The sequence below is a fragment of the Veillonella orientalis genome, from assembly GCF_018406505.1.
GTDB lineage: Bacteria > Bacillota > Negativicutes > Veillonellales > Veillonellaceae > Veillonella > Veillonella nakazawae.
Genome location: NZ_AP022322.1, coordinates 1,863,507 through 1,889,839 on the forward strand (window position 1 = coordinate 1,863,507; position 26,333 = coordinate 1,889,839).

Consider the following 26,333-nt stretch of genomic DNA (forward strand, 5'->3'; position numbering starts at 1 on the left):
ACAAATTATTTTGCCATCTCCGTCAATTTACCATGAGGACCTGCCCAAGCATAATCGGCGAACTCGTCGCGCTTGATGAGCATCCAGTCCTTTGGCAATTGCTTTTGGATGACTCCGATCGTTATATTTTTAGCATCTCCTGCGTACGTCAAATCGCCGCGGAATGCTTTCATAAACCATTTTCTATGAGAGAAAATATGTGTTATTTCTTTTACTAAGACAGGTTGTAAAGCTAGTTCAAAACCTAGGTCCCTAACTAATTCTTCAAGGCCTCGTTCACCTTCGTCAAAGGCAGATACCATTTCCACCGAAGGGAATTCCCACATGGACCGTAACAACCCACGATTCGGGCGTTTATGCAATAGGTAGTAGTCTTCGTATTGCAAGATGCCTACAAATAGAGGCACCTCTACAACCTTCGTTTTCTTGATACGCACAGGTAATTTGTCCGTATCCTTATGTTGGTATGCTTCGCACATGTTTACAATAGGGCATTCTCCACAGCGCGGAGTTTTTGGAATGCACACGGCAGAGCCAAAATCCATTAAGGCTTGGTTAAAATCACCAGGCCGATCGTGAGGTAATGTTTCCTCTACAATAGCAGTTATAGCCTTCTTACCTTTAGTGCTCAAAATATCATCAAAGATGCGATATAAACGAGCGTAAATACGCAGCACATTGCCGTCTACAGCTACCTCTGGTTCGTTGTACGCCATAGATAGCACGGCCCCAGCTGTATAAGATCCTACACCCTTCAAGGACTCCATTGTCTTACGATCACGGGGCACAATACCACCGTAGTTTTCCACCACGTCCTTTACACCAAGGCGCAAATTACGAGCACGGCTATAGTAACCAAGACCCTGCCAAGCGTGAACAACTTCATCCTCAGACGCCTTTGCCAAATCCTCTAAAGTTGGGAATAAACGCATCCAGTTGTCATAGTAGGGCTTCATTGCCTCAATGCGCGTCTGTTGGCTCATCACCTCGGACACCCAAATCTTATAAGGGTCTCCGCAATCGCGCCACGGCAATGTCCGTTTATGCACATCATACCACGCCAATAGCTGTGGCACCCACTTAGGGTTCTTTTTATCAGTCATATTACCTCAAAATATTATAAACTTAGGACTCTAATACCACTTTCTTGACTATAGACATATCACAAGCATATTGCATATATGTTGCAGCCAATAAGGTACAGATTATCCATTAATATACAGATCAATGCGCGCCAAGTGTTCGCTTTCAAGAACGGTATCCACAGTGGTCAGATCCATCTTATCTACCGTACTGTTGTCTCGGCCAAATACGATAGGCCCTTTTAACTTCTTGCCTTCTAGCAGCATCGGCAACCATTGGCGGTCACCATCCCACATGTGCTCATAGGGAATTTCATCGATCGTTAGCCAATGAGGTTCCATTTCGTCTGTTTCCTCTACATTGCCTGTGAAAGTACGCAAAAAGTATACATAACCTACATGGGTTAAGCTTTCATCAAAAGGAAATTGAAAATCAAAAGCAGCCACACATTCTAAATCTTCTGGGCGACCATGAAGTCCAGATTCCTCAAATAATTCGCGAATAGCACAGTCTCGGAAGCTTTCACCAGCCTCGAGTTTACCGCCAAATCCATTATATTTATCAGCCCCAAAACCACGTTTCTTACGACCTAGCAATATGCGATTTTGTTCATCAATAGGAAATACGAGCGTCGTCGGTTTCATAGGGCCTCCTTAATCGTTAAAATAATACCCTATTATTATACCATTATTTCATGTACGAATGGGCTAATTATGGTATGATTAAGAGTATAGATTTTCTTATACGGAAGGAGGCACATGATGAATAAACCACTACGATTTAACATCGCACTAGGGCGCACAAAGCCTGTTAATATTCGGAACGAAGAAGTGCGCTGCCCCTTCTGTGATCGTTCAAAATTAACGGATATCCTAGATACATCGGGTCATATCATTTGGCTCATGAACAAATATCCTGTACTAGATAAAACATGGCCCACGGTTATTATTGAAACAGAAACGGACGAAGGTGAGTTTTCCACCTTGCCGGCTGATGAAGCAGCTCGTATTCTCCAATTCGGCCTTGATAAATGGCGCGAAACACGTAAACGGAAAGAATTCAAATCCGTATTATTCTTTAAAAACCATGGCTATATGTCGGGTGGTTCCATTCGTCATCCTCACAGCCAAATCATAGGCCTAGAAGATTACGATTACCACGAAGATATTACAGCTCAAAATATGGAGGGCTGGCTCTTACACGAGGATCAAGATGTGCGCATCACCTTGTCCACGCAGCCCATCATTGGATTCTTCGAGTACAATATACGCTTTAAACCAGATGCACCTGTGCGCTCCGTAGCGCTAAGATTACAGCAAGTATTGCGTTATGTATTGCGCAGCATCGCCAATTATAGCCAATCCTATAACTATTTTGTATATAATCTTGAAGACGGCTACGACTATATCAAGGTAGTAGCCCGTTATGTCACAACACCACTTTACGTGGGTTACAAAATTCCTCAAACTTGCGACGAGGAACGAGCTGCAAAAATTATTCAAGACATTGCGCCGTACTTCCACGCCTCTAAATAGTTTAATATACAAATTGTATCTAAATAATTTTGATGATATATTTGAAAGGATGTTTATGAAAGTATTTGCCATCGGCGATCTCCATCTATCTGGCAATCCTCCGACGAAGCCGATGGATATTTTTGGTCCCCATTGGGATAACCACTGGAGCTGCATCAAGGAAGATTGGATCGACCGTGTAACAGATGAAGATATAGTCTTTCTCGTAGGTGACATGAGTTGGGCTCTTCGCCTAGATGAAGCGGCTTGCGACTTACAAGAAATCGCATCCATGCCGGGTAAGAAATATATGATTCGAGGCAATCACGATTACTGGTGGGCCTCTGCCAACAAGATGCGAAACCTCATGGGCGATGCTATCACCTTCTTGCAAGGTCATGGTACAGCACAGCTTATTCAAACAGAAGAAGGCCCTCGCATCATTGCCTTTGGTGGAACACGGGCCTACCTCTGCCCTGGAGACTCCCATTTCACTCCTGAAACAGACCAATCCATTTACGATAGAGAACTGATACGTACCGAAGCAGCATTACAAGAAATGGATAAAGCTGTAGACATACTAAGAGAAGAAATTACTGCTGAAGCAAAGGTTGATATAACAAATCTTAATAAGGCTGATACAACAGATTCTGATAAGGCCTATCTATCAGCAATAGATATAGACAACACACCAGTAACAAAACTGTTATTGTTGCACTACCCTCCGTTCAATGAGTCCAACAATCCTTCAGGCTTTACAGCACTCATGGAGACATACAATGTAGATACTTGTATCTTTGGACATTTACACGATCAAATATCCTTTAAGCGCATTCCAAAGGAATTTGGTTCTACTAAATTAGAGCTAGTGTCTGCAGATTACCTAGACTTTAGACTGAAAGAAATTATGTAAGGAGAGACCATGAGTCGCATTCATAAAGAACATTTACAAGCAGGATATATCTTTGGTGATACTATCAACCAAGAATATATTTACTTGCCCTCTGGTGAAGTAGGCACAGACCATCCTTTGGCGGTCCTAGAAACACCGACAAAGCGTGAGGATATCACATTGGACGAAGCGGTCCACATGATTGACACATTAACACTAAAACGTTGTAGCCATCCTACACTAGGAAAAAAATCATTTTAATAGAAAAAGGGGTTACAACTAAATGCGGTGATAACGCATTAATTGTAACCCCTTTAAAATGTGAAAACATCAAGAAAATTAGATGGTTATAGGACAAATTAGATTTGTATAATCTTAGTCTTTCTTAATATTTTATATGCATTTCCTATTTAAAATAATATCCGTCTAAACGCATATATACAGACAGCAATGAACATTAACATCGAAAATATAGCAATAAGTCCACGCCTATAATATAAGCTATCTCGTTTTTGAAAATAGCCTGTACACAGTGTAATCAGTGTAAAAATAGTCCAAACACTTCCATAATTTACAATTACTTTATAATCCCTATCAATTATAATTTTAAGAATTAGTAGTATTAAGCTTATAAGAGAAATAATAGATAAATATTTTGTTAAACTACCAAAAACTCTATGTTTTTTTATATATTCATACTCTTCATTAATAGCAGTTTTACGAATTTCAAGTTTATATAAGGCTATACCAGAAATTATAGATGCCAAAATAAATATATTTCCTAATATTATAATCTTACTCATTTTTCACCTTATTTTTCCACTTAAGCGGGTAGATATCTACCCGTTTTTTGTATGGACTTATACAGTTTTTAGATGTTCCATAAAAGGATTATCCCAAGAATCCGCCATGCCCCATGCGAATGCAGTCTTCTTTAGTAATTTCATCATTTGCTACGAGGCGTGGCAAGATTTCATCAAATGCCGTTGGTTTGCTAAATAATACGCCACCTGGAACGCCAAGAATCGGTGTACCATCAGCACAGTAAGCAATACAAACCATAGAACCTGGCAACACAGGTAATCCGTATGTCACTACGCGATCTGCATAACGTTTAATGGCCCCTGGTGTTAAATCGTCAGGGTCAACGCTCATGCCTCCGGTACAGAAAATAATATCAGCACCAGCTGCTTTTACCTTATCGATAGCCGCTACAATATCGTCTGTATTATCCGTTACGATTTCATGGGCTACTTTATTTACACCAAACTCTGCACAACGTTCCTCAATGATTGGGGTGAAAGCATCTTTAATACGGCCTTCAAATACTTCGGAACCTGTAGTAACAATGCCCATTGTTTTGCGTACGAATGGTTTAACATTAAGTAAAGGCTTGCCATTAGCAATTTTCTTCGCATCCTCCACTTGTTGTTCCTCTAATAACAATGGAATACAACGCATGCCCGCTAATTTATCGCCTACTTTCACCGGTGTATTATTAAATCTCGTTACGATAGTAAGCTCGCCAATGCTATTAATAGCATGTAGTCGCTCTACATCAACTTTAAAGAGACCGTCTACGTCCGCAATAGCTTCGATTTTACCTTGCGCCATAGGTCCATCGTGCATATTTTCGCCACCTGCCATATTGTACAAAGCACGTGCCACGTCCTCTTCGTGCAAGAATCCTTCATCCTCAGGTTCCATCACAAAGATATGCTCTTTACCAAGGTCTAGTAATTTCGGAATATCCTCTTCCGTAATAACATGGCCACGACGGAATGGCGTATCTTTCACCTCTCCTATGACAATGCGTACTAAATCATGTATTAATGCATGCCCCACGGCATCTTGTGTTCTAATGGATTTCATAATATCTCCCTTTATAATCTAGAATTCTGTGTACTGTATTAGACCAAAAATTATATTTAAACTTTAAATTCTGAATTCTATACAATGTATGTTATAACAACAAAATGTACCTAATCCTATTCTGAATTTCTTGCAAATTAGTTTATAAATATCTTCCGAATAAGACCTAAATAGTCTTATGTGTTAATCATATAAAAATAGCTTTATATATGCTGTAACTCAAGTCACCTTATTCAGTAAGATCAGATCGCACCGAGTATACGCGCAAGTAGTACACCAATCCAGCAAAGGATTAAGCCCCCTACAACTTGTACAGAGCCATAGAATAAAGCTTGTACATAAGACTCTGTCATCATGAGTTGTAACATTTCAAAGGCAAAGGTTGAAAATGTTGTAAATGCACCGAGTCCACCAACAACGAGGAAAAATCTCGCCAACTGCGATAAATCTGGCTTTTGCATATATAGACCTAGTACAAGGCCAATAATGAGGCAACCAATGAGGTTTACTACAACCGTTCCATATGGAAAGGAACTCACCTTTGTCATAACCCATTCGCCAAGAGCCATGCGACACAACGCACCAACAGCTCCACCAATGGCAACTGCAATGTATTTTTCCATATTGCCTCCTATACTTACAGTAGTATCCTACGATTTCACAATCCGTGTAATTATCTGAAATAACCGATAAATATCTAGTTTTCTATATTAGTCAACGACCAACAGTCTCAGTATACTATATTTAGAGAGCAGGGAAAAGAAAGGAATCCCTATGAAACCTCTAACAACACCGTTAACTGAGCTGCGAATAAATACCTACGAAGACCCATTTTTACAACATCAATATGTGTGTTTAGGTCATAAAATTGCCAACATTCGCATATCTCTAAATATGTCCCAACACGAGCTAGCACGCCACGTTGGGATTAGTCGCAGTTATCTGAGTAAGCTAGAGTGTGGCACAGGCATATCCGGCATGTCTTTAGAAATTTTATTTAAAATCGCTCAAGCATTCCAAATTGATGTAGGTCAGCTTGTAAGGTTGCGTATCATAGATTATAAAAGTTGCAATGCTCATCTTACGTCACACTATAAACGATTAGAATTTCTAAGTCATACGAGAAACAGTGCGCTAACTAAAGTTAAGCCAAAGCTAAGTTAAGCTAATCAAATACAGTGTTAACGCTCGTACAGAAAAGGCCCCGCCAACGGCGGAGCCTTTCATTAAGCATGCCAACAATAGGCATTATACTTCATTAAGTTTTTTGTGTTGCACTTCAGCATTTGCTTTTTTGAAGATAAATGCATTATTAATATGCTGACGCATAGCAGTTTCTGCTGCCACTTCATCATGACGCTCAATAGCATCTACGATATGATCATGTTCATCGTCGCAATCATGGGTACGCACTGCATTAAAAGAGCTAATGTACATGTCGCGGTTAACGCGTTCACGGAAGCTCGCTAAGTATTCTACAACGCGTTCATTACCTGAATAATGAGCAATCATAGTATGGAAACGACTGTTTACTTCAACGCGTTCTGTAGCTTCTTCAATTTCATGCATTTCTTTGCAAATTTCACGCAACTCTTTAATTTGTTCATCTGTCGCATGACGGGCACAAAGTCTCGCACCAAGGCCTTCCATTACTTCACGCACTTGATACAATGCAATAATCTCTTCAGGAGTATCCGCCTTTACAGTAACACCCTTCCAAGGAACGATAACTACGAGATTATCTTTAGCCAATTTACGGAATGCTTCGCGAACAGGTGTAGCACTCACTTGCAATTGTTCTGCAATTTTTACTTCGTTAAGCTTTTCTTGTGGCATCAATTCGCCTGTTAAGATAGCTGTTTTTAATGTTAAATAAACTTGTTCACTAAGTGGTAATCTTTCAATGGAGTCCACAGCGGACAATTTGTATTTATCTTTAGAATCTTGTCGTCCCATTAATATCCCCTAATCTTATATCCCCTCAACTCATTCGTACTTTCAAAGAACGGCTAAAATGAGTATAATATATTGTACGATATATTTTGTATTTTGAATAAATATGTTATATGTGATTTAGTACATATAGTATAATTATAGAGCTCACATCTAAGACTGTCAATTTAACGATAGATAATAGCTATATCTCATTTTTGAAAGTAAGGAAGTTGTACCATGAGCCGTTGTTTAGTTATCATAAATCCTGTATCAGGTGGCGGTGCGGCACGTCGCTATGCCCTCGATTTACAATGGAAATTGAGCACCTTGTTTGAAACGATTGAGGTCAAATTCACTACTGGTGAAGGCGATGCTACACGTTTCGCAAAGGATGCTTGCGAACGCGGATTCGATGCTGTGTTCTGCATGGGCGGTGACGGCACCGTAAATGAAACCGTTAACGGTATTGCCCAAGGTGGCTTTAAATCTACCTTTGGTTTCATTCCTGTTGGTACTGTAAACGATATGTCTCGTGCCCTTGGTATTCATCAGAATCCAACACAGGCGATCAAACGAATTGATATCAATCAAACACGTACCATTGATATCGGTCGTTGTAACGACAGATATTTCTGCAATAATATCGCAGCCGGTGTTATTCCAAAGGTAATCGAAGAGGTTACCCCAAAGGAAAAGAGCATCTTAGGCCCTCTAGCCTACTTTTTACGCGCAGGGCAAGCCTTATTTACAACAAAGGACTACACATACCGCATCAAAACAGAGAATGACGATTTTATCTGTAAATCCCCACTCGTTCTTGCATTGCTCACCAATGTAGTATCTAGCTTTGAACGCTTCATGCCGGAAGCATCTGTAGATGATGGTTATATGCGCATCATAATATTCAAGGAATACTTCATCCTCGATATCCTAAGCGTATTGCCGCTTATCATTAGTGGTGCCATCTACAACTCCCGTTATACAACAACACTAACCGTGAAAAAGGCTCATATTGAGTTATTATCTAATATCGGTGATCTACCTACTAATATGGATGGCGACCAAGGCCCATCCATGCCAGTAGATATCGAAGTATTGCCACGGGTTCTAAAAGTATTTGCCCCAGCAAAACACAAAAAGAAAAAGGCTTTGAATTTGCCTATACTACCACATATTTAATAAATTGTAGAGAAATCTACAGGACAAAACTATATAACAATCTATAACATAAAAGCTCTCTATTCAAGAATAGAGAGCTTTTTTATGGGTTATAGGACAAAAAGTGTTGCTATTTCAGTCCCAAAGATTGGTAAATAGGCGATCATAATTATGCAAATCGCTCCAAACAATAGCATCACCCCAAGTTGGAATAGAGGCTTCTAACCTAGATTGTTCATGTATGGTATGATATATATCAGAAATACTCTTGTTGGTCGGCATAACCTTAAGTATTTCTGCATTAGAAAGCGGGTTCGGTGAGTGCATATAGCACCACCAGAACACCGCTTTTATTCGTCTTTCAATAGACATTCCTCTATGATTACGTAACATAGCGCGTAACTGAGCATTTACGCCACCTTCTATACGATTATTAGTAGCCGGACAGGTACATGTTAATGATGTATCTAAGTAAGTAAACAAACATCTTTTATTGATTAATTTAATTAAGGAATTTTCTGCTTTTATGAGTCGTTCGTGTTTAGGTCGTATCGTACCATTTTCGTCAACGGTCATTTCTGATAGAAATACTCTATGTCGTACTTTCCATGACATAACGTTTTGTACCCACTTTACGGCATGATCTTGTGTGTGTATCGTTAATAAATCCCTTGCAATTCCATATAATTCACGGCCAGCAATCGTTTTAGGACGTATTGTTGTATAGCGTTTTACTTGTTGAAATGCGTGAAATAAGCATCTTTGTAGTTTGGCCTTCGGCCAAACTTTTTTTAATGCCTTTTGAAAGCCGGTACCACCATCGGATACAACTACTGTAGGTGGTGAAATACGTCGTAATAAAGCCTCCCAAGCCTTAGAATGTTCATATCTACAAACATACCAGCCTAAGACATGCGTCTCATTACAACAGATTAAAATGCAAGCATTTCTAGCTAAATAAATACCATCAACAAATACTACGCTACTTGATGATTCAACTTTTGGTGGTAATGGCCAAAGTTCCCAAAACTGTGATGTTTTTCTCCGAAATGAACGTCCATCACCAGCCATATCTAACTGTGTGTGTTTACCAAATAACCAATCCAAAAACATCTGTAAATTATTGTTAGTTTTATTCACTTTATTTGTGAATGAGCAAGAACATTGATTACAATACCAACGTTGAGAACCCGCATTTGTTCTACCATTTTTCTTACAAATGAAACCACAACTAGGGCATCTGACTAGTTTCATAATTATACTCCTTCTAAAAAATATATCTTTCTAGAAAGATAAAACCTTATTTGAGTCAGTAAAATCAAGGGAGTTCAGACTTTTTAGCAACACTTTTTGTCCTATATGTAAAAGTTACTCAAAAAGATAAAATGCCGATAGAGCCAGTATTTAACTACCTCCATCGGCATTAACAGCAACACTTTTTGTCCTATAACCCTTTTTTATGTTCATTACCTTATAGGAAATACCTACCTAGTCCCTGCATATTTCTCATGCATAGCACTAAGTTAAGCATATACTTACAAGGCTAGTCTATGCTGATAGCATCATGCAAACGGAAGCTATAGATATAACATGCTTTCACAGGCATCCCTGTCAATCGCTGCAAGGCCTCTTTATAGAGATCCATTTGTATTTTATAGCGCTTGATGAGGTCTTCCCCAGATTTGACGCGGTCCGTCTTGTAATCTACAAGAACCCACTCACCGTCTTCTTCAAAGGCAGTATCGATAATACCTTGAAGGAATAGATTTTCGCCGTCCTCTAAGCTATCGTATACGCGTTTCCCTTCAAAAAGCATACTAAACGGCAATTCACGTTCGATGCGCTTCGCATTGATAAGACGCTTCCCAAGATCAGAACTAAAGAATTTATATAGACTTGTATCACTCAATAGATTTCGTTCTTCCTCTGTGAAAGTCCCTTTCGTTACAAGTCCATCAAGCTCTTTCGTTAAAGAAGCTTGAGTATACTGCGCAAGAGGTAACCATTGCATGGCCTCATGCATCAAGGTACCCCATTGAGCCCCTGTCAACACATCCTCTTCGGACTGCAGTGCTTGCGGCTTGCGGCCGAATACGGAATTAGCTAAATCATCAGCGGAAACTGTAATAGTTGGTACAGATTCATTATTTGTAGCGTCCCTATCAGCATTACGAATATCTAGCTTAATAGCTTGACCTAATATTGCATCTGAAACAGCTCGTTTAGCCTCTGTATCGACCGTTACAATCGGTTCGTTCAAAGTATCAATAGTGCCTGCTTCAATTTCACGTTCTTGGAATCGTCGTTTCAATTCACTGACGGAAATCTTAGCCGTGCGCCGCGTAGCGTCGCTGTACGGATAGCTATAGTTGAACCGGTCTTCGATTTCCTGTGGCAATTCTACAGCATTAACTGCTTTCAACTCACGCACCTTATTGATAGTCGTTTCGTCAATATCCGCCTTGTAATCGAGATCACCATAGAGAGAACCATCATGAATTTCCACCTTAATGCGACACTTTTTATCTGGTAAGTCAAAATAGGTCGGCCCTTCGTACTCAATGGCTACACGCAATGGATTACCACCATCCAAATGACGAGCAAAGCCCATAATGAGCCAATCTAAGTACGTATTGGCTTGGGTGATAATATCCGTCGGCAATTGTTGACCTTCTACTGACGCTGCATTTTTAATGAGTTCACCTAAGGTACTCAACTTACCTTTAGCATTTTTAAAGCCTTTAAAATGACCTGTCATAATCAGCTTATCTCGTGCCCGTGTTAACGCCACATAGAGAATACGCTGTTCCTCGGCCTTGAGGGCTGCTTCTTTGACGTCTTTCACGTAGAACCACGGCATAGTTGGGTAAGACACCCGAATATCTGGGAAGTACCCTTTAAGACCAAGTCCTGCGTTTTTATCGATGAGGAGTTCTGAACGAAGATCCATCATATTGAACCGTTTTTGAACGCCAGATAAGAATACCACAGGGAACTCAAGGCCCTTACTCTTATGGATGGTCATGAGGCGCACCACATTGTCCGCTTCGCTCACCACATTGGCAAGAGGCATATCTTGGTTGCTATCACGCAAGCTTTCCACAAAGCGCAAAAATCTAAAGAGTCCACGGAAGCCAGAGGCCTCATAGCCCTTAGCTCGGTCATACAGAGCGAGTACATTCGCACGGCGCACGAGACCGTTCGGCATGGCTCCTACATAGTTAACATAGTCTTGAGATTCGTAAATATCCCATAGCAAATCTGTTACACCGTGATGGCGCGATAAGGTACGCCACCGCTCCATATGGTCAATAAACGCTAATAAACGCTCATCTTGAACCTCTTTAGCATAGGCTGGCATAAGAGACCACAAAGAGCCCTCGCCAGATAGGCGCAGTGCGCCTAGTTCGTTTGCATCAAGACCTACGAGGCCAGAGTGTAATACCGCCGCCATCGGCAAGTCTTGTTCAGGATTATCTATGATGGATAACAACGCTAGTAAGAGCTGAATTTCTTGTGCTTCAAAGTAGCCATCTCGTTCGTTTACCACCGCAGGGATGCCCGCTTGGCGCATGGCTTCTACTGCACGAGTGCCCCAACCAGCCAAGGATCTGCGCAAAATAGCAAAGTCACGCCACTCGATTTGACGGAATGTACCATCTGGATTTTGCACCTTTTTCTTAGCCGCATGGATTTCCTTAATCTTTTGGATAATGAAATCTAGCTCACGCTCGTTGTTTTCAGGGTCATCCCCTTCGTCTTCGTCCTCGTCGCTTTCACTAGCGCTGAGGGTATCCTTACTCACATCTAAGAGCTGCAATTCCACGTCTCCTCCAACCCAATCCTCCGGTGCATCCTCTACGATGCGGCCCGGAATAAGGGATTCCGCCTCAGTATAATTGAGCTCCGCCGCCTCTTCTGTCATGATTTGATAGAATAAGAAATTTGTAGCAGCCAAAATATTTTCGTGAGATCGGAAGTTCTTCGCTAGGTCGATACGACGTTCTACCTCATCATTACCGCCATAGGTATTATATTTCTCCATAAATAGAGAACTGTCAGCCATACGGAAGCTATAAATAGCCTGCTTCACGTCACCCACGTAGAACCGATTATCGATGCGAGAAATCAAGTTAATAATCGTCTCTTGCACGCCGTTTGTATCTTGGTATTCATCGACCATGATTTCTTTGAAAGTATCTTGCAGCTCCCTTGCCACCTCAGACGGCTGAGGATCATCCTCTGTACCAGGTTCAACAAGAAGGGCTAAACATAAATGCTCCAAATCACTAAAGTCCATGATACCTTGCTCTTGCTTCATATCCCGATAGGCTTGGTGGAACGCAATGGTGAGCTCCACTAAACCTTCAATGATGGGATATTGAGCCTTGAACTGTTCTTGTAAGGTAGATTCAGGCACGGTAAACACAGCCGCTTGCATTCCTTTGAGGTCTTCCTTATTTTGGGAACCTAAGGATTTAAACTCTGCTACCAATATGGGATCAAAAGCTTGTGCCTCTTTTGACCCCATGCGGAACTGGTCCTTAATAAAGGTATCCGTATGCTTACAAGCTTCACCCATATCATCCCAAGTTTGAGCTGATGAAAGCATGCCTAGTGCGGCTAGTTGGTTATCATAAATATTTTGCCATTTATGAGGCCCCACTGGATCGAGCAAGATTTGCTCCATCCGTTCTAAGCGCTCGCGAATGCGGTCAATAACAGCTACATGTTGATCCCACATATATTGGCCCCATAGGGTCTCACTAGGATTTACAGTCATAGCCTCTTTATAAGGCTCTAAGGCTTTACGTAACCATCCATCAGGATTAGCAAGGGACATGGCGTAGTTATATAAAGACATAATCTTCGCCGTTAAGCCTGCATCCGATTTATCATCACTAAAGAAATCCGCCAATTCATAGATGTTATAAAGACCTTCTTCGTAAGATTTAGTCAATAAATCAGCTAGCACCTCTTGTTGTAACAATGCCATTTCTGCTTCGTTACCGATACGAGCTGTTGGGTTAATATCCAGCTTATAGAAATAAGATCGAATCACCCATTGGCAGAATGAGTGCAATGTAGAAATATGAGCAGACGGCAACAGATTAAGCTGTCGTTCAAGGCGCTCTTGCATGGCTGCATCCTCGGTGGATTCCATGGCTTTCGCCAAAGCAAGACCAATACGAGCGCTCATCTCTTGAGCTGCCGCCTTCGTAAAGGTTACAACCATGAGCTCTTGAACGGATAAAGGATTATCCATATCTTTAAGCCGCGTAATAATACGCTCTACGAGAACTGCCGTTTTACCAGAGCCCGCAGCTGCAGCGACTAGCAAGGTTTGATTATCTAAGGACGAATCCTTCGGCGCTATGATGGCAGACTCCTGCTCCGGCGTCCATTTAACACCCATGGTTTTCACCTCCTTCGTTACTATTATTTCCGTCATAACTATTATTGCTGTCGTTACTGTTGTTTCCGTCGTTTAGAACCTCTTTCATCCGTTCTAATGCATCATCTTCAGATAAGCCTGACAGATAGTTATACTTATTACGGCTAGAGTCAAAACGGCATACAGTATTGTAGTCACAGTATGTACAAGGTCTATTCTTATGTAACTGGTACGGCTGAATTGGGAATTGACCGTCTCCGATGTGGCGACCAATGTCAGCCATTACATGATTGGTGTAACGACACATTACGTCAAATTCACCAGGATTCTTAACCTTACGCAAGTCTCTACTAGAAATAGTTTGATCCTTTTTCGTAGCGATTGGTACATATGGTCCTCGTTTAAGACCATAGGACAAAAATTTATTGTCAATATGCGTCAACAACTCGATATCATCAGAGAAGTATCCACTGTTTTGCCATGCATCGCTTTCCTTAGCCAAAGATACTGCATCTTCATAAGATATAGGCGCATCGGCAGGAATTTTAGGATTTTTCACATAGGAATACACCACAGCTGCCGGTGACATGGAGCCACCATGCGTTTTGCCATAAGCGGATTCTAAGGCCAATAGATAGGTCATGAGCTGTAATTTAAGACCATAGTACACATCTTGGGCCGTTACGTGGGCACCGCCCGACTTATAGTCAATAACCATGCCATAAGTTTGACCATCTCGTGTATATTCATCAATGCGGTCAATTTGACCGATGAGGCGTAAATAACGGTCTTCTCCAAGAGGCACGCGAATCGGATCCCAGCCGCCTTGACGTCCAAAATCTTGCTCCAAGTATTTCGTATCAAAATCACTGCGCTTCGACCACTCCACAAGGCGGTCTACCGTCACATGTAATGTTCTTTGTACACGCTGCTCGATTGCCTTTTGGTAGGCGTCACTCGTTTCCTCGCCGCCCTGATTTTCTTGTAAAATTTCTTCTGCCACGGAGCGGCACAAATTTTGTTGATCCGCTTCGTTAAGGTCACGCCATTGTTTATTGTTATCTAATAGATAATTACCTAAACGCTCTAAATTAGCGTGAAGGAATGTACCAATTTCAGGAGCACCAAAGGAACGTACACGACGCGGTTCTAGTTTTAAACCATATTGAGCATAGAACTTGAACGGACATTGCTGATATCTCTCTAGACGCGTCACAGAACCAGACATATAGCCTTTAGATAGGAACAATCCATTCACTAAATCCTTCGTAATGACCGGCACATCATTATTATCTCGAATACCACGAGACACCTCCCCTAAACGAGGACGGTAGGTGTCACTTTCACGAGCCCAGTTATAGAGGCCCCACCACAATGGATTGACCTCATGCCCACTAAAGAGGGCGCCCCAGCGCTCAGACAATAGGGACAAACTCTGTAAAGGTCTCCATACATAATCCGACTCCGTATCAGGTGCAATAGAGAGTGGAATCTCTACCGCCGTATCTACATAACCAAGGGATTCTAGTCGTTTCACCACGAGGGATGGCTCAAGACCGGTTCCATCTTCGCCAGAACTTGCATAGGACAGCGTCAAGGAATCGGATGCTCGCGTCATAGCTAGGTATAATAGGAAATTTTCGTTGAAAGCCTTCGGCAACGCTCCTTCCGCCAAAGTAATGCCGGCCTCCGCCAATTCTTGACGTTCCTTATCCTTGATAAGACCTTCATCGCCCATGCTTTGTGGGAATACGCCTTGATTGAGGCCCATGACGAATACCTTAGGCCACCATTGGCTATAACCACGTTCGATGGTGGTGATTACCACATGGTCCAAGGACGGAGGAATCATAGAATAATTTACATCGCTCAAGCCTTCTTCGAGGAGCAACATCATCTCATCTAGGGTCAACACTTCATCCTTCATGACCATAGAGATTTCATCTATGAAAGAAATAACCGCATTGTACATCTGTTCATGGCTGGCTTTCGACTCTTGATCCCCCACCGTTTCTGCATCTTTTGCCCATTCATAGAGACGCTGTGGCACTTGCAAGGTTTCTAACAAACCATACAGCTGTTCGCCCCAATCAGCGCCCGTATGACCTTCGCTATGAGCGGCAAAGTCAAACCATGGGGATAGGATGTCCATAATGGTTTGCCTTGCTTGGTTGACACGAGCTCTACGAGGTGCATCAGCGTGACCTTCTTCATCTTGCCCTTCATGAAAGCCTCGTAAATACGGCCAGCTTTCACGTTCCCATTTATAATGGTCGATACCAAACTCGAGTACGTAGTTTTCTAATTCATCTACGGCCTCACGAGTAAGGGGCATCAAGTCTGTTTTAAGCAATAAGAACATGCTGTCTCGACTGTAGCTATGGCGCACGATATCAAAGAGGGCTGTCAACAATTCGCCTAATGGATGGTTTTTCATAGGCCGCTGACGGTCGATAAAATGCGGAATGCCATACCGACCGAAGACCTTTTCTAAGGTATCCCCGTACGTTTCCGACTCGCGAAGCATGATACATACATCGCGGTATCGAGCCTCTGGAGAAGATTCTACATAAGCTAAAATACGACGAGCCACCGCATCAGCTTCCCGTTCCCGGTTATAACCTCGAATGAGCGGAATCGTAGTATCAGTAGAGTTTTGCTTACTAGGACTAGTAAAGTAATTAGCCTCTAATTCTTGTACGATTTGAGGGCCCCGTTTGCCGTCAAATCCAACCCAATTAATACTAGTGCCATAACGAGCCACTAAGGTATCATAAATCTCTAAAGGACGACTAAAGAGATGTTCCCCTCGACGAGCAAGATTTAAGCTTTTCGGAGCCATTGGCAAGTCGATAGTGATAACCGATTCCTTTGCCAAATCAAATAAGGTATAAATCAACTCATAGTGTGTAGGTGTAAACCAATGGAATCCATCGATAAAGACATGGCTATTTTCCATCAGTGGAGATTGAGGCAAAGCCTCAACGATTTCCATAATTGGATCGATATCGCGCTCCCCATGACGACTGATTTCCTCCTCATAGGCAGCCATACAAATGGCAAGTTCGCGCAATTTCTTTTGTAATACTTTATTTTTTACGGACTCCGCCCCACGTTCTAGGTCTGTAGGACCAACGCGGAATGCGCGAAACTCAGAAAAAAGCTGTTGCAATACAGAAGAAAACTCAGGCCGTTTTGTAGCCTGTTCTAAGAGGCCTAGCTCCTTTTGTTTTCGTTTCATAACAAGGCGCAACAACATAGACCGGCCAAAGCTAGATAAGCTTGATTGACCGGCCCCTTTGGAGCCTATGGATTGATATACTTGGTAACCCAAACGACCAAAACCTACGACGCGAACCGTAGTAAAACCTTTTTCAGGCATAAATTCTGCCAGTTCCCGCTCTACCCTATAGGTAGCTGGTTCAGGAACGAGTAAGATTATGGGTTCCCCTGGACAATCTGTCATGACTTGACGTATCCGTTCATATACGGCACGGGTCTTACCAGATCCTGCTCGTCCATAATAGACGCTAATACTCATGAGACCTCCCTAGTGAAGCTTTCACCATCTCAATTTATATAATTTATATAATTCACAAATTTCATCTAATTTATATATTTCTTGTTCTTAGGTATAGCCTAAAACTATTTTTTTCGATATAATAATGTCATTATACATAAATACTATTATATAGTAATATGATATTCTGTGCTTAATTCTGGGGTTAATTTAAGCTAATTGTACAAAATTTGATTCATTTGATTATATTTGTTTATAATTAAGAAAAAAATTTATATTTTATTTACAATTAACAGAATTTCATATATAATACATGTTAGTATTTGTGTTATTTGTAAAAATCATGTATTTAGGAGTGAACTATTATGAACAAAAAACATTTAGCAGCTGCTTTCGCAGTATTTGCAGCTACAACTATGTCTTTCTCTGCTTTCGCAGCATCCGTTGATGCTAATGCACGTGCTTACGAACGCGCTGCAGCAGAGCAATATACTTACGCAGCACCTCAAGCGGCTACACCAGCTTACCAATCTGGTTATGTAACAAGCGCACCACGCCCTGGTTACAAACCTTTACCAGCGGTACCTTACACAGCAGGTGACATGGCTCAACAAATGCCTGTATCTAAAGAATTAGGCGATCCAATCTTCGTAGCACCTGAAACAACAGCTGTAGGTCTTCAAATCATGGACCCTATCGCTACTAACAGCCAACCTGTATACCAAGAAACTGTAACTTCCGTAACAGCTAATGGTAACGGCAGTGCATATGTTTCCCGTTATAAAACTAACCAATTAAACGCATTCGACTTGTTGTTGAACGGCAAATCTTACACTTACGACTTGCCTGCATACACTAACGGCTACCAAGTGAAAACTGCTAGCTCCTACAACCGTGCTGGCGACGGCGTTGCAAATGTATTCTCTACAAACGTAATCACTGAAGCAGTTGTAAACAACAACTCCTTGCGTATCACTGTTAACATGACTCAACCAACAGCTGTAGCAGCTGCTAAATTGCGTTCCATGCAACAAACTGGTCAAGTAGTAGGCGGTGAAGTAGCTGCATTGTTCGCTTACAATGAAAGCTATGATGGGGTAAAACAAGCTGCTCATTACGACGTATTCAACAACGGCAACCGTTACATCGTTGTTAAATCTGGTGCTGTAACAGTTCCAAATGGTGCACAACACCCTTACGCAACTGCATTGTTCGCAGTAACTGACGACACTGTAGCAGCTGTAACAGTATCTGGCAACACTGCTGATACTTACGATTTAGTTAAAGGTACTGCATACGCAATTGCACAATCCGCTCGCGTATCTAACGCACGTACTCGCTAATTCTAACTATAATTCGTTACGAATTAACTATAATGGTGAAAGCTACAAGCCTTCACACCTAAAGACTATATAAATCACCAAAGCCCCGAATGAGATATTGATATGTACCCATTTTCCTGGACACATATTATTTACTAGCCTAAACACATGGATGCTTCCCTGTATTTTACAGGAGGCATCCATTTTGTTTTTTTCTGGATCCTTTTGTTGTTGTAATAGTTAATGTATTCTTCTATTGCTACTGCAAAAGCATTAAATGATGAATATTCTGTTTCAAAACCATAATATATTTCTGTTTTCAATCTACCAAAAAAGGTTTCCATCACAGAGTTATCATAACAATTTCCTTTTCTAGACATAGACTGAATAATGCCATGTTCTTTAAGTGCTTGTCTAAAATAGTTATGTTGGTATTGCCAGCCTTGATCAGAGTGGAAGATTAATCCCGAAAGATTAGTAAACTTCTTAAAGGCTTTCTCTAACATACGAGAAATCTGTTCTAAGTTAGGCCTTAATGCTAAGTCATAAGCAATAATCTCATTCGTATTCATATCTAAAATAGGCGATAAATAGCATTTTCCCCACGAGAAATTAAATTGAGATACATCAGTAGTCCATTTTTGTAATGGTGCAGTTGTACTAAAATCTCTATTGACGATATTTTCTGCTACTTTACCGACTTTTCCTTTGTAAGAGTGATACTTTTCCTTCGGTCGCTTTCCTGCGAGTCCCATGCTATGCATAAGTCTTTGCACTCGTTTATGATTAACTACAAAACCTCGATTAAGAAGTTCTTGGTATACACGGCGTACACCATACCGACCTTTATGTTCTGTAAAAATCTTTTGAATTTCATCTTTTAGCTCTGTATTTCTTTTATCTACAAGATCTACTTTAGTAATTTCAAAATAATAGGTAGATTTGGACATTGGCATAGCTTTCAAAAGATGCTTTAGTTGATAGCCTTGTTGGCGGAGCGTTTTGATAATCGCTGCTTTTTCGCCTTGAGACGCGCAGCTTCCTTTTCTTCTCTCAAGGCAATCTCTTTTTTTATGACTTCATTTTCAGCTTTAATATAAGCAATTTCAGCTCGTAAGCGAATGAGTTCCTCATATTCACTCTCTTTGAGCTCTCGAGGTGAGATAGTCTTAGGTACTTTCATTTTGCAATCCTTTGGTGGTCGTCCTTTAGGTTTATTAATAAGACCATTGTATCCCAAAGTTTTGTATTTATGAACCCATTGATACAGTTGTCCAGAATTAATACCCGCTACAATAGCTACTGATCTTAAACCTTGACCTGAAAGAACTTGGCATACTAACTCAAATTTTTCTTTTGGAGACCAATACTTATTAGTCCCTCGACATTTATTAATATCTGAACCATGAAGTCGTTCTAATTTAACCCAGTCCCTTATTTGTCTATGAAATGTATCTGTCCTCACACCTTTAGGTGTCTTGGGCCATTCACCTTGATAGAATAATTCAATTGCTTTTCTTTTAAATTCATAACTATATCTCATGAAAATACCCCCTTTACTGGTTGTCCAGTAAAGGGGGTACATATCATATCTCATTCGGGGCTTTTTTATGCATCTTACCAATTGAATTCTTTTTATGCATCTTACCAATTGAATTCTTAGATTTATTTTTTACGATAATCTTGTAAATACTTCTAACGCTTTATAAGCCATCAAACGATAGCCTCGTGCATTAGGATGTACTTCACCAGCAAAGACAATTTGGCCGATTTGATCCGCTTCGTATAATGTTGTATAAAAGTCTATAACCTTCAAATCATGCTCTCTAGCATAGGCTTTCAGTTGTTCATTGACCTCTCGCACCACAATGTCGAGTCCATCCATATCACTATCGATTTGTGTTTCTAAACCAATAATAACCTTCCCCTTTGTGCTCGCTAGTTCAATAGCTTTCACCAAGGTCTTGAACACATATGTGCTATCTCGACCTTGCAAAATATCATTAGTACCACACATTAAGAAGATATGACGCGTTGAATCAGCTACAGCTGTAGGTAGCCATTTTTCAATGTTATAAATCATGCCCTGAACGGAGCAGCCGTCTTCACCATAATTTGTAAAATGTACACCCTCTATAGATGCATCACAAATTTCAACCCAACCTTGGCCATAAGGCACATCATAACCGCGGGTGATGCTATCGCCAAAACAGATAATTTCCATATCTAGACCTCCTGTACTATGCATTAATCATATAACAAAATGACAATTATATACAATATACATACTATGGATTTTTATATGCATTTTTTATAGAATTACATGTTTGACTATGGTATACTAATTCCACATAAGAGAGGTCAAAGATGAGAAAACTATATCCCTTTTTAATACTAGCATTAGCAACATTACAATCAGCTAGTGCGATTTCACAATATGAATTAGAGAACAAGCCTACTCAATACCAAGTTGCTTATAATAGCCCTTCGGAGACTGTGTATATCGACTTAAGTACACTTAGTCTAGCGCAGTCAGGTCCTACATATAGTACGCTTCACGCTCGTACAATTAGTCTCTATAAAAAGCAGAATATTATTGCTGATTATTCAACTAATTATACATACCATCGTGGTAACACATCTAAAGATATTTACCTCATGGATTGGCATGTAGCACCGGCGAAATTCTACCAAGTAAATGGCGCACCTATAGGAACTGCTAACAATCAACGTTCTGTTCTATCTACAGGTACCCACGTCGCTACAAAGGGTTCTCCTGTAGCTGAAATAGGTCAATTTATTTTACATAATGCATTGGAATTAGAGCGTATTACCTATACATCTAAGAACCCATACGTACCACCTCGTCCATATAAACCATTAAGTACACCGGCTCCAACAGAAGGTAGGCCATTATTTGGAGTTCAGCCACCAGAAGGTATCTATAAACCGCTAAACCAATTAGAATCTCCTTATACATCTAATCAACCACGGTTATTTCCTTCTAAATTAGGTATATATGGACCCGTTCCACCACCACCGCCTCAAGGGCCTCGACCTAGTGATTGGATTCTCGACATTCAAAATCAGGACATGCCCGATCCAAATACACCTATGAGTGATTGGAGGCCTCAACCTGATTATCATGCACCGCAAAAACCATAATCAAAAAATATAGTTACTCGTAACGTATAAAAAGAGACTGAACTGTCCCCTATTTTGAATTGCACCTCCAAAAATTGTGTCCAATTTTTGGGGTGCAGTTCATTAGGAGATCTAATTCAGTCTCTTTTGTTTCATATTTTGTTTGTTTCCATACAATCAGAGGAACCTATTGTATGATGCTTTCACATTATTTAAGACGTACAAAGAACAATGCAATAGCACCGATAACTGGTGCAATGGCAAGGGTCATCAATGCAGATTGATAACTGCCTGTAGCTGTTAACATGCTACCTAAAATCATAGGTGCCAACATAACGCCAATCTGATTAAACAAGTTTACAAAGCCTGCAGTTGTACCGCGTAAATGAGGTGCTGCGGATTGAATTACGAGAGCATTTGTTAAAGCACTATGCATGAAAGCACCAATACCAAGAATTGGACCTGTTATAAAGAGCATATCTGGATTTGTGGTGCTCGCAAAGAGGATCAATGCTGGTGCAAATAAGAACATAACAAGCGCCACCAAATGGTTCTTCTTAATCGGTAATATATCGGACAAAATACCGATAGTCGGTTTCGCAATAAGCGCGGCTAAACCAAAGGCAGACATTACATGACCTGCATAGATGGCATTAACGCCGAGCTGTTTAACCATGTACAAGTTTGACCATTGCGCCACCGCCCAGGTAGCACCGGTAGCAAAGAAGCCTGCAAAGGCAAGACAACAAATATTGCGATTCTTCAAAACATGTAACAAGTTTTCCTTTAAAGAAGTCTTTTCCCCTATATGAGCAGATGCAGCACTCACCTCTGCTTCTCGTTGAGCTAAAATCTCAGCACTTGGCTTACGAACCGTAAAGTAGCTAAGAATGAAAACAAGGATTGGTAATACTGCTGTTAAAAGAAATGCATTTTGCCAACCATAATTAGTTGCCACATATGGTGCATAAAGGTTTACAGTAGTCAATCCAAGGGATGTACAGGACATGAAGATACCCACGGCCGCACCACGTTGATTAGGCCCAAAGTAATCCCCAATAGCACTTAAACAAGATGCTTGTACCGGACCAGATACAATACCTAATAAGAAACGTAATACCCATCCATAGGTGTAATTATCGATAGTACTCATCAATGCCGTAATAACTGCCATGGCAAGTAAGCTTACCAAAATGGTGTAACGATAACCAATGCGATCCGCTAAGATACCACCTGGTAGAACCATGATAGCATAGCCCATATAAAAGGCGGATAAATAGGCCGTACCCATTTGAGGAGTAAAACTCAACGCTTCATTAACAATAGGCATCAAGGACGCCCAAGATAAGCGCATAACAAAACTAATCAAAAATGTTAGCCACACGCTGACAAGAATTAAAATCTGAGTTCGTGAGAAACTAAGTCGATTCATACGAGCTCCTTTCTACAGAAAAATAACATATAAAGCTATCATACTATAAATAGAAAGAGTTTTTCAAACTAAAAAAGAACCCGTTACCAAAACGATAAAGGGTTCTCTCTAGTATTATACAAGGAACGGGCTACCGCTTGCTTTGAAATCTATTTTTGAACGTAAGGAATTTATCATATGAATTTAGTTGTTCAGCAGAATAATTTTCCATAATTTCAGTATTATCACTATCTACAATAGAAACAAAAAATATGACATTATTTGTTTTTTTCTTATCTATATTTTCTATCGCTTTTTTAAATCCTTCTATAATTGAATCATATACTTCCGCCTGATATTGCTCAAAATTATCTTCAGATATTAATGTATTTCCATCATTAAGAATATTTTGAATCTCATTATTGAATATACTATCTATTTTCTCAGGAACCTCTCCAAGTCCTATTGCAAATTGAGGGTAATACCATTTAATAAAAGGCTGGTCTTCTTTTGGGTAGTTTACTTTTTCTATTTCGTAGTGAGAAATAGTGTTAGCAGCCCACCCCAGATATGAACAATAGTCATCAATAAATAATGTATAGGCAAAAACTTCATTAGAATTATATCTTTCTAATACAAATTTAAATGACTCTGTAACTCCTTTAGATACATTCTGGATTAAATCTTGAATTATATAATTACTTAAAATACTCATTTTAGTTTTCCTTTTATAAGTTTTTATTATCAATCAGTTTCTATGCACATTTACTAGGTGATCCGTATTTTCCAAAAACCTTACCACCAATTCTAGTCAATTACTTACTCATGTATCTATCTGTTTGAGCTTTGTTATACTTATCCAATACTTTTGAATAAATTCTTCAAATTTAATTAATATGGAAGTCCTTTGGTTATGATGTTTATAGCATATCCTTAAGTTATATTTGTTCATATAAAGTTAAATTCTTTTCTGTGCTTTTATATATATCTGTATAGAAATAAATTCTATTATCTTTTATCTCTTTCAGATAAACCAAGTCTTCGATCCCCCCAATATACCCAATTGATAAATTATCTAAATTTAATGTTGCAAGCCTAAATCCAACAACGCAAAATCGTCTAATAAAAACTGGAATATATATTTTTCTATTGAAATACAACAAAGGCCCTCCAAACCCCTGTTCTTTAATAATAACTTGACCGTTAATGGATAGACTTCCAACTAAGGGAGAACCTTGATTTACTTCCATCAAATCAAGGTAACTGACTTCCCATTCGTCAAAAAAATTTTTTTCTTGAAAGTCTAAAGGAGTTTCATTCAAAATTTTTAACTTAGACATTTTTATATTTTCTCTTGTCAAAGAATTGAAATCTTCTTCTAATTCTACAAGGAGTTTACCAACTTCATTATTAAATGGCCAAGAATCAATTACTATCCGAGATAATAAAAATTCTTTCCCTTTTTTTGTTGAAAAATACTTTCTGAATTTAGATAATTAATCATGTCATATAGTTCATTTTTTATAGAAACCAACTGCTGTTTATTTGTATAACTATATTCATCACAATTATTAATCATTTTATCAATTTCGACTAAAACTATATTAATCTTTTTTATAAATTGCTCCTGATTCATTGTCTTATTAACCTTTCTAAGACATTAATATATTTTTGTGTTTATCCACCAGGCAACCCCAAACCTTGAGGTGCAGCTTTACCTTCAATAATAGTTGTTCCTGATTTCATTTTAAATTGAGCAATATTAGTCATGAGGTTCCATTTTGGTTACATAAACCATCTTTAATATCAAGTAATAAATTCAAAAATAGCTCTTGAAAATCATCTATTTCATTATTATTTAAATCAGTTATATCAGGATACAAAAAACAAACTGTTATGCGTTGTATATATTTATCTATACCATTTAGCACATCATATCTAGACCAAACATCAATTGCTATTCATATATTCGTGAGGCATTCAAAAGGCTTTTCAAAGAGTACGAAGCATTTTACTTTCAGGATAAGCTTTGAGTTGGAATAGATCATTTGTTCTTATAGATGAGATTCTCAGGTTTTTTGTCGGGAGAAATAAGAAGTTTATCAAGGTATTCGGGGTCATGCCAGTCATCCCAAGGTGCTAGACTAAAATAAGCTTTAATAAAATCATCAATAATAGCTGAACCTTCGGTATTAATACCAATAATATTTCCTTGTTCAATTAAATCAATATTAGGAAAATATTGTTTCAGTATATTTTTATTTACTATACCTTGTTGAATAATTGGCCAGAATCCTTTATCTAACGATTCTTCAGTAATAAACATAGCAGCAATAACATCGTTTTTATCTATTTTTATATCTTCATATAAAGGAAGGTTTTTTGAGGAAATTTTCATTTTGGTAATTAAGCAGGCTACACCTATCCAATCATATCTTCCAAGAATCTGTCCAACAGCTAAAAATCATCTTCTATGGGAATGCCAAAATAATCGCCTACCTGCCATTTCTGTTTTTTTCTTGCCATTTTTAAAAGTTTCTTTCTGTAATTCAATAAGACATGGGAATTTTTCCACCTAAAAGGCGGCCCGAATGCCTTATTCAACATTGTCATAAATTATGTTTTATTTGTAGAAAATATATTATCTTCTATATGACAGTTTTGAAAAGAGCAGTTAGATATTAAATGATCTTGTATATGCATTGATCTGAATACACAATTAATAAATGTACAATTAGTAAATTTTGTATTACAAACTATTGCCGTAATAAAAGAACAATTAATAAAATTACAATTAGTAAAGGAACTATAGCTTATGAACGCACCACGAAATGAACAGAAAGAAAATTTGAGACTTTCAATTTTCCTATGGGATATTTCGTATCTGTGAAAATCAATATTATCTATATGGGTTAACTGTCTAGAAATTAAAGCATCTAACTCTTTTGTTTCGATTTTAATTAGAGACTTTGTAATATTTTTAAGTAATTCTTGAATGTCATTTGATATCATTTTTATTACCACCAATCTATAGGGTCTGGTTGTATATCTTTCAAAGGTATTCTTGGTTTAGATAATAGAGCAGTT

23 protein-coding genes are annotated in these 26,333 nt (G+C 39.4%); 7 read left to right on the forward strand and 16 right to left on the reverse strand.

The window, feature by feature from the left end:
- Positions 1-5: 5 nt before the first annotated feature.
- Both mutY and VEIS1202513_RS08595 read right to left on the reverse strand, forming a co-directional pair.
- A complete protein-coding gene (gene mutY / locus VEIS1202513_RS08590) occupies positions 6-1,103 on the reverse strand; it encodes an A/G-specific adenine glycosylase (RefSeq protein WP_213467314.1) in 1,098 nt (365 codons plus the stop codon).
- Positions 1,104-1,205: 102 nt separating this feature from the next.
- Positions 1,206-1,727 (reverse strand): 8-oxo-dGTP diphosphatase, encoded by a 522-nt coding sequence (locus VEIS1202513_RS08595; RefSeq protein WP_213467315.1) that lies wholly within the window; start codon positions 1,725-1,727, stop codon positions 1,206-1,208.
- Positions 1,728-1,844: 117 nt separating this feature from the next.
- On the opposite strand from VEIS1202513_RS08595, the gene VEIS1202513_RS08600 reads away from it, so the two are divergent.
- Genes VEIS1202513_RS08600 through VEIS1202513_RS08610 form a run of 3 tightly spaced genes read left to right on the forward strand, consistent with a single transcriptional unit; the run spans position 1,845 to position 3,750 of the window.
- Positions 1,845-2,618 (forward strand): DUF4931 domain-containing protein, encoded by a 774-nt coding sequence (locus VEIS1202513_RS08600; protein WP_213467316.1) that lies wholly within the window; start codon positions 1,845-1,847, stop codon positions 2,616-2,618.
- Between the two features lie 55 nt (positions 2,619-2,673).
- Positions 2,674-3,510, forward strand: coding sequence for a metallophosphoesterase (locus VEIS1202513_RS08605; RefSeq protein ID WP_213467317.1), 837 nt, complete (start codon positions 2,674-2,676; stop codon positions 3,508-3,510).
- A 9-nt stretch (positions 3,511-3,519) separates the two neighbouring features.
- Complete coding sequence (locus VEIS1202513_RS08610) at positions 3,520-3,750, forward strand: hypothetical protein (protein WP_005385164.1); 231 nt, start codon at positions 3,520-3,522, stop codon at positions 3,748-3,750.
- 630 nt (positions 3,751-4,380) lie between these two features.
- On the opposite strand, the gene VEIS1202513_RS08615 is transcribed toward VEIS1202513_RS08610, so the two are convergent.
- Both VEIS1202513_RS08615 and crcB read right to left on the reverse strand, forming a co-directional pair.
- The gene (locus VEIS1202513_RS08615) at positions 4,381-5,361 is read right to left on the reverse strand and encodes a molybdopterin-binding protein (protein ID WP_213467318.1); all 981 of its coding nucleotides are present in this window, start codon (positions 5,359-5,361) and stop codon (positions 4,381-4,383) included.
- 242 nt (positions 5,362-5,603) lie between these two features.
- Positions 5,604-5,984, reverse strand: a complete 381-nt coding sequence (gene crcB / locus VEIS1202513_RS08620; RefSeq protein ID WP_213467319.1) for a fluoride efflux transporter CrcB — start codon at positions 5,982-5,984, stop codon at positions 5,604-5,606.
- Between the two features lie 151 nt (positions 5,985-6,135).
- Between crcB and VEIS1202513_RS08625 the strand changes: the two genes are divergently transcribed.
- Positions 6,136-6,525: a helix-turn-helix domain-containing protein gene (locus VEIS1202513_RS08625; RefSeq protein WP_213467320.1), complete on the forward strand. Its 390-nt coding sequence runs from the start codon at positions 6,136-6,138 to the stop codon at positions 6,523-6,525.
- Between the two features lie 84 nt (positions 6,526-6,609).
- Here the strand turns inward: VEIS1202513_RS08625 and VEIS1202513_RS08630 are convergent, their stop codons facing one another.
- Entirely contained in the window at positions 6,610-7,317 is a 708-nt protein-coding gene (locus VEIS1202513_RS08630; RefSeq protein WP_024064500.1) for a GntR family transcriptional regulator, read from the reverse strand.
- A gap of 216 nt (positions 7,318-7,533) precedes the next feature.
- On the opposite strand from VEIS1202513_RS08630, the gene VEIS1202513_RS08635 reads away from it, so the two are divergent.
- On the forward strand, positions 7,534-8,475 hold the full coding sequence (locus VEIS1202513_RS08635) for a diacylglycerol/lipid kinase family protein (RefSeq protein WP_156719570.1): 942 nt from the start codon (positions 7,534-7,536) through the stop codon (positions 8,473-8,475).
- 114 nt (positions 8,476-8,589) lie between these two features.
- Here the strand turns inward: VEIS1202513_RS08635 and VEIS1202513_RS08640 are convergent, their stop codons facing one another.
- The 3 genes from VEIS1202513_RS08640 to VEIS1202513_RS08650 all read right to left on the reverse strand — a co-directional run bounded on the left by VEIS1202513_RS08640 (position 8,590) and on the right by VEIS1202513_RS08650 (position 17,390).
- A complete protein-coding gene (locus tag VEIS1202513_RS08640; RefSeq protein WP_213466934.1) occupies positions 8,590-9,708 on the reverse strand; it encodes an IS1249 family transposase in 1,119 nt (372 codons plus the stop codon).
- A gap of 289 nt (positions 9,709-9,997) precedes the next feature.
- Positions 9,998-13,870, reverse strand: coding sequence for a helicase-exonuclease AddAB subunit AddA (addA, locus tag VEIS1202513_RS08645; RefSeq protein ID WP_213467321.1), 3,873 nt, complete (start codon positions 13,868-13,870; stop codon positions 9,998-10,000).
- Entirely contained in the window at positions 13,860-17,390 is a 3,531-nt protein-coding gene (locus VEIS1202513_RS08650; protein ID WP_213467322.1) for a PD-(D/E)XK nuclease family protein, read from the reverse strand. The genes addA and VEIS1202513_RS08650 overlap by 11 nt, the downstream gene beginning before the upstream one ends.
- 344 nt (positions 17,391-17,734) lie before the next feature.
- Here VEIS1202513_RS08650 and VEIS1202513_RS08655 point away from each other — a divergent pair, with 344 nt between their 5' ends.
- Entirely contained in the window at positions 17,735-18,712 is a 978-nt protein-coding gene (locus VEIS1202513_RS08655) for a hypothetical protein (RefSeq protein ID WP_213467323.1), read from the forward strand.
- Positions 18,713-18,846: 134 nt separating this feature from the next.
- Here VEIS1202513_RS08655 and VEIS1202513_RS08660 read toward each other — a convergent pair whose 3' ends face one another.
- The 3 genes from VEIS1202513_RS08660 to VEIS1202513_RS08670 all read right to left on the reverse strand — a co-directional run bounded on the left by VEIS1202513_RS08660 (position 18,847) and on the right by VEIS1202513_RS08670 (position 20,915).
- A complete protein-coding gene (locus tag VEIS1202513_RS08660) occupies positions 18,847-19,701 on the reverse strand; it encodes an IS3 family transposase (protein WP_244856321.1) in 855 nt (284 codons plus the stop codon).
- Positions 19,665-20,234 carry a helix-turn-helix domain-containing protein gene (locus VEIS1202513_RS08665; protein WP_244856214.1) on the reverse strand — a complete coding sequence of 190 codons (570 nt, stop codon included), beginning with the start codon at positions 20,232-20,234 and terminating at the stop codon, positions 19,665-19,667. Before VEIS1202513_RS08665 ends, VEIS1202513_RS08660 begins: the two co-directional genes overlap by 37 nt.
- A 129-nt stretch (positions 20,235-20,363) precedes the next feature.
- Entirely contained in the window at positions 20,364-20,915 is a 552-nt protein-coding gene (locus tag VEIS1202513_RS08670) for an SGNH/GDSL hydrolase family protein (protein ID WP_213467324.1), read from the reverse strand.
- Between the two features lie 143 nt (positions 20,916-21,058).
- Here VEIS1202513_RS08670 and VEIS1202513_RS08675 point away from each other — a divergent pair, with 143 nt between their 5' ends.
- Positions 21,059-21,856, forward strand: coding sequence for a hypothetical protein (locus VEIS1202513_RS08675; protein WP_213467325.1), 798 nt, complete (start codon positions 21,059-21,061; stop codon positions 21,854-21,856).
- Between the two features lie 187 nt (positions 21,857-22,043).
- Here the strand turns inward: VEIS1202513_RS08675 and VEIS1202513_RS08680 are convergent, their stop codons facing one another.
- The 5 genes from VEIS1202513_RS08680 to VEIS1202513_RS08700 form a co-directional block, all read right to left on the reverse strand.
- Positions 22,044-23,267 (reverse strand): MFS transporter, encoded by a 1,224-nt coding sequence (locus VEIS1202513_RS08680; RefSeq protein ID WP_060924489.1) that lies wholly within the window; start codon positions 23,265-23,267, stop codon positions 22,044-22,046.
- Between the two features lie 130 nt (positions 23,268-23,397).
- A complete protein-coding gene (locus VEIS1202513_RS08685; protein WP_105093668.1) occupies positions 23,398-23,961 on the reverse strand; it encodes a DUF4303 domain-containing protein in 564 nt (187 codons plus the stop codon).
- A 223-nt stretch (positions 23,962-24,184) separates the two neighbouring features.
- Positions 24,185-24,586: a hypothetical protein gene (locus tag VEIS1202513_RS08690; protein WP_206602788.1), complete on the reverse strand. Its 402-nt coding sequence runs from the start codon at positions 24,584-24,586 to the stop codon at positions 24,185-24,187.
- 704 nt (positions 24,587-25,290) lie between these two features.
- On the reverse strand, positions 25,291-25,644 hold the full coding sequence (locus VEIS1202513_RS08695; RefSeq protein WP_244856250.1) for a hypothetical protein: 354 nt from the start codon (positions 25,642-25,644) through the stop codon (positions 25,291-25,293).
- A gap of 218 nt (positions 25,645-25,862) precedes the next feature.
- Positions 25,863-26,258 carry a pentapeptide repeat-containing protein gene (locus VEIS1202513_RS08700; protein ID WP_105093670.1) on the reverse strand — a complete coding sequence of 132 codons (396 nt, stop codon included), beginning with the start codon at positions 26,256-26,258 and terminating at the stop codon, positions 25,863-25,865.
- Between the last annotated feature and the right edge of the window lie 75 nt (positions 26,259-26,333).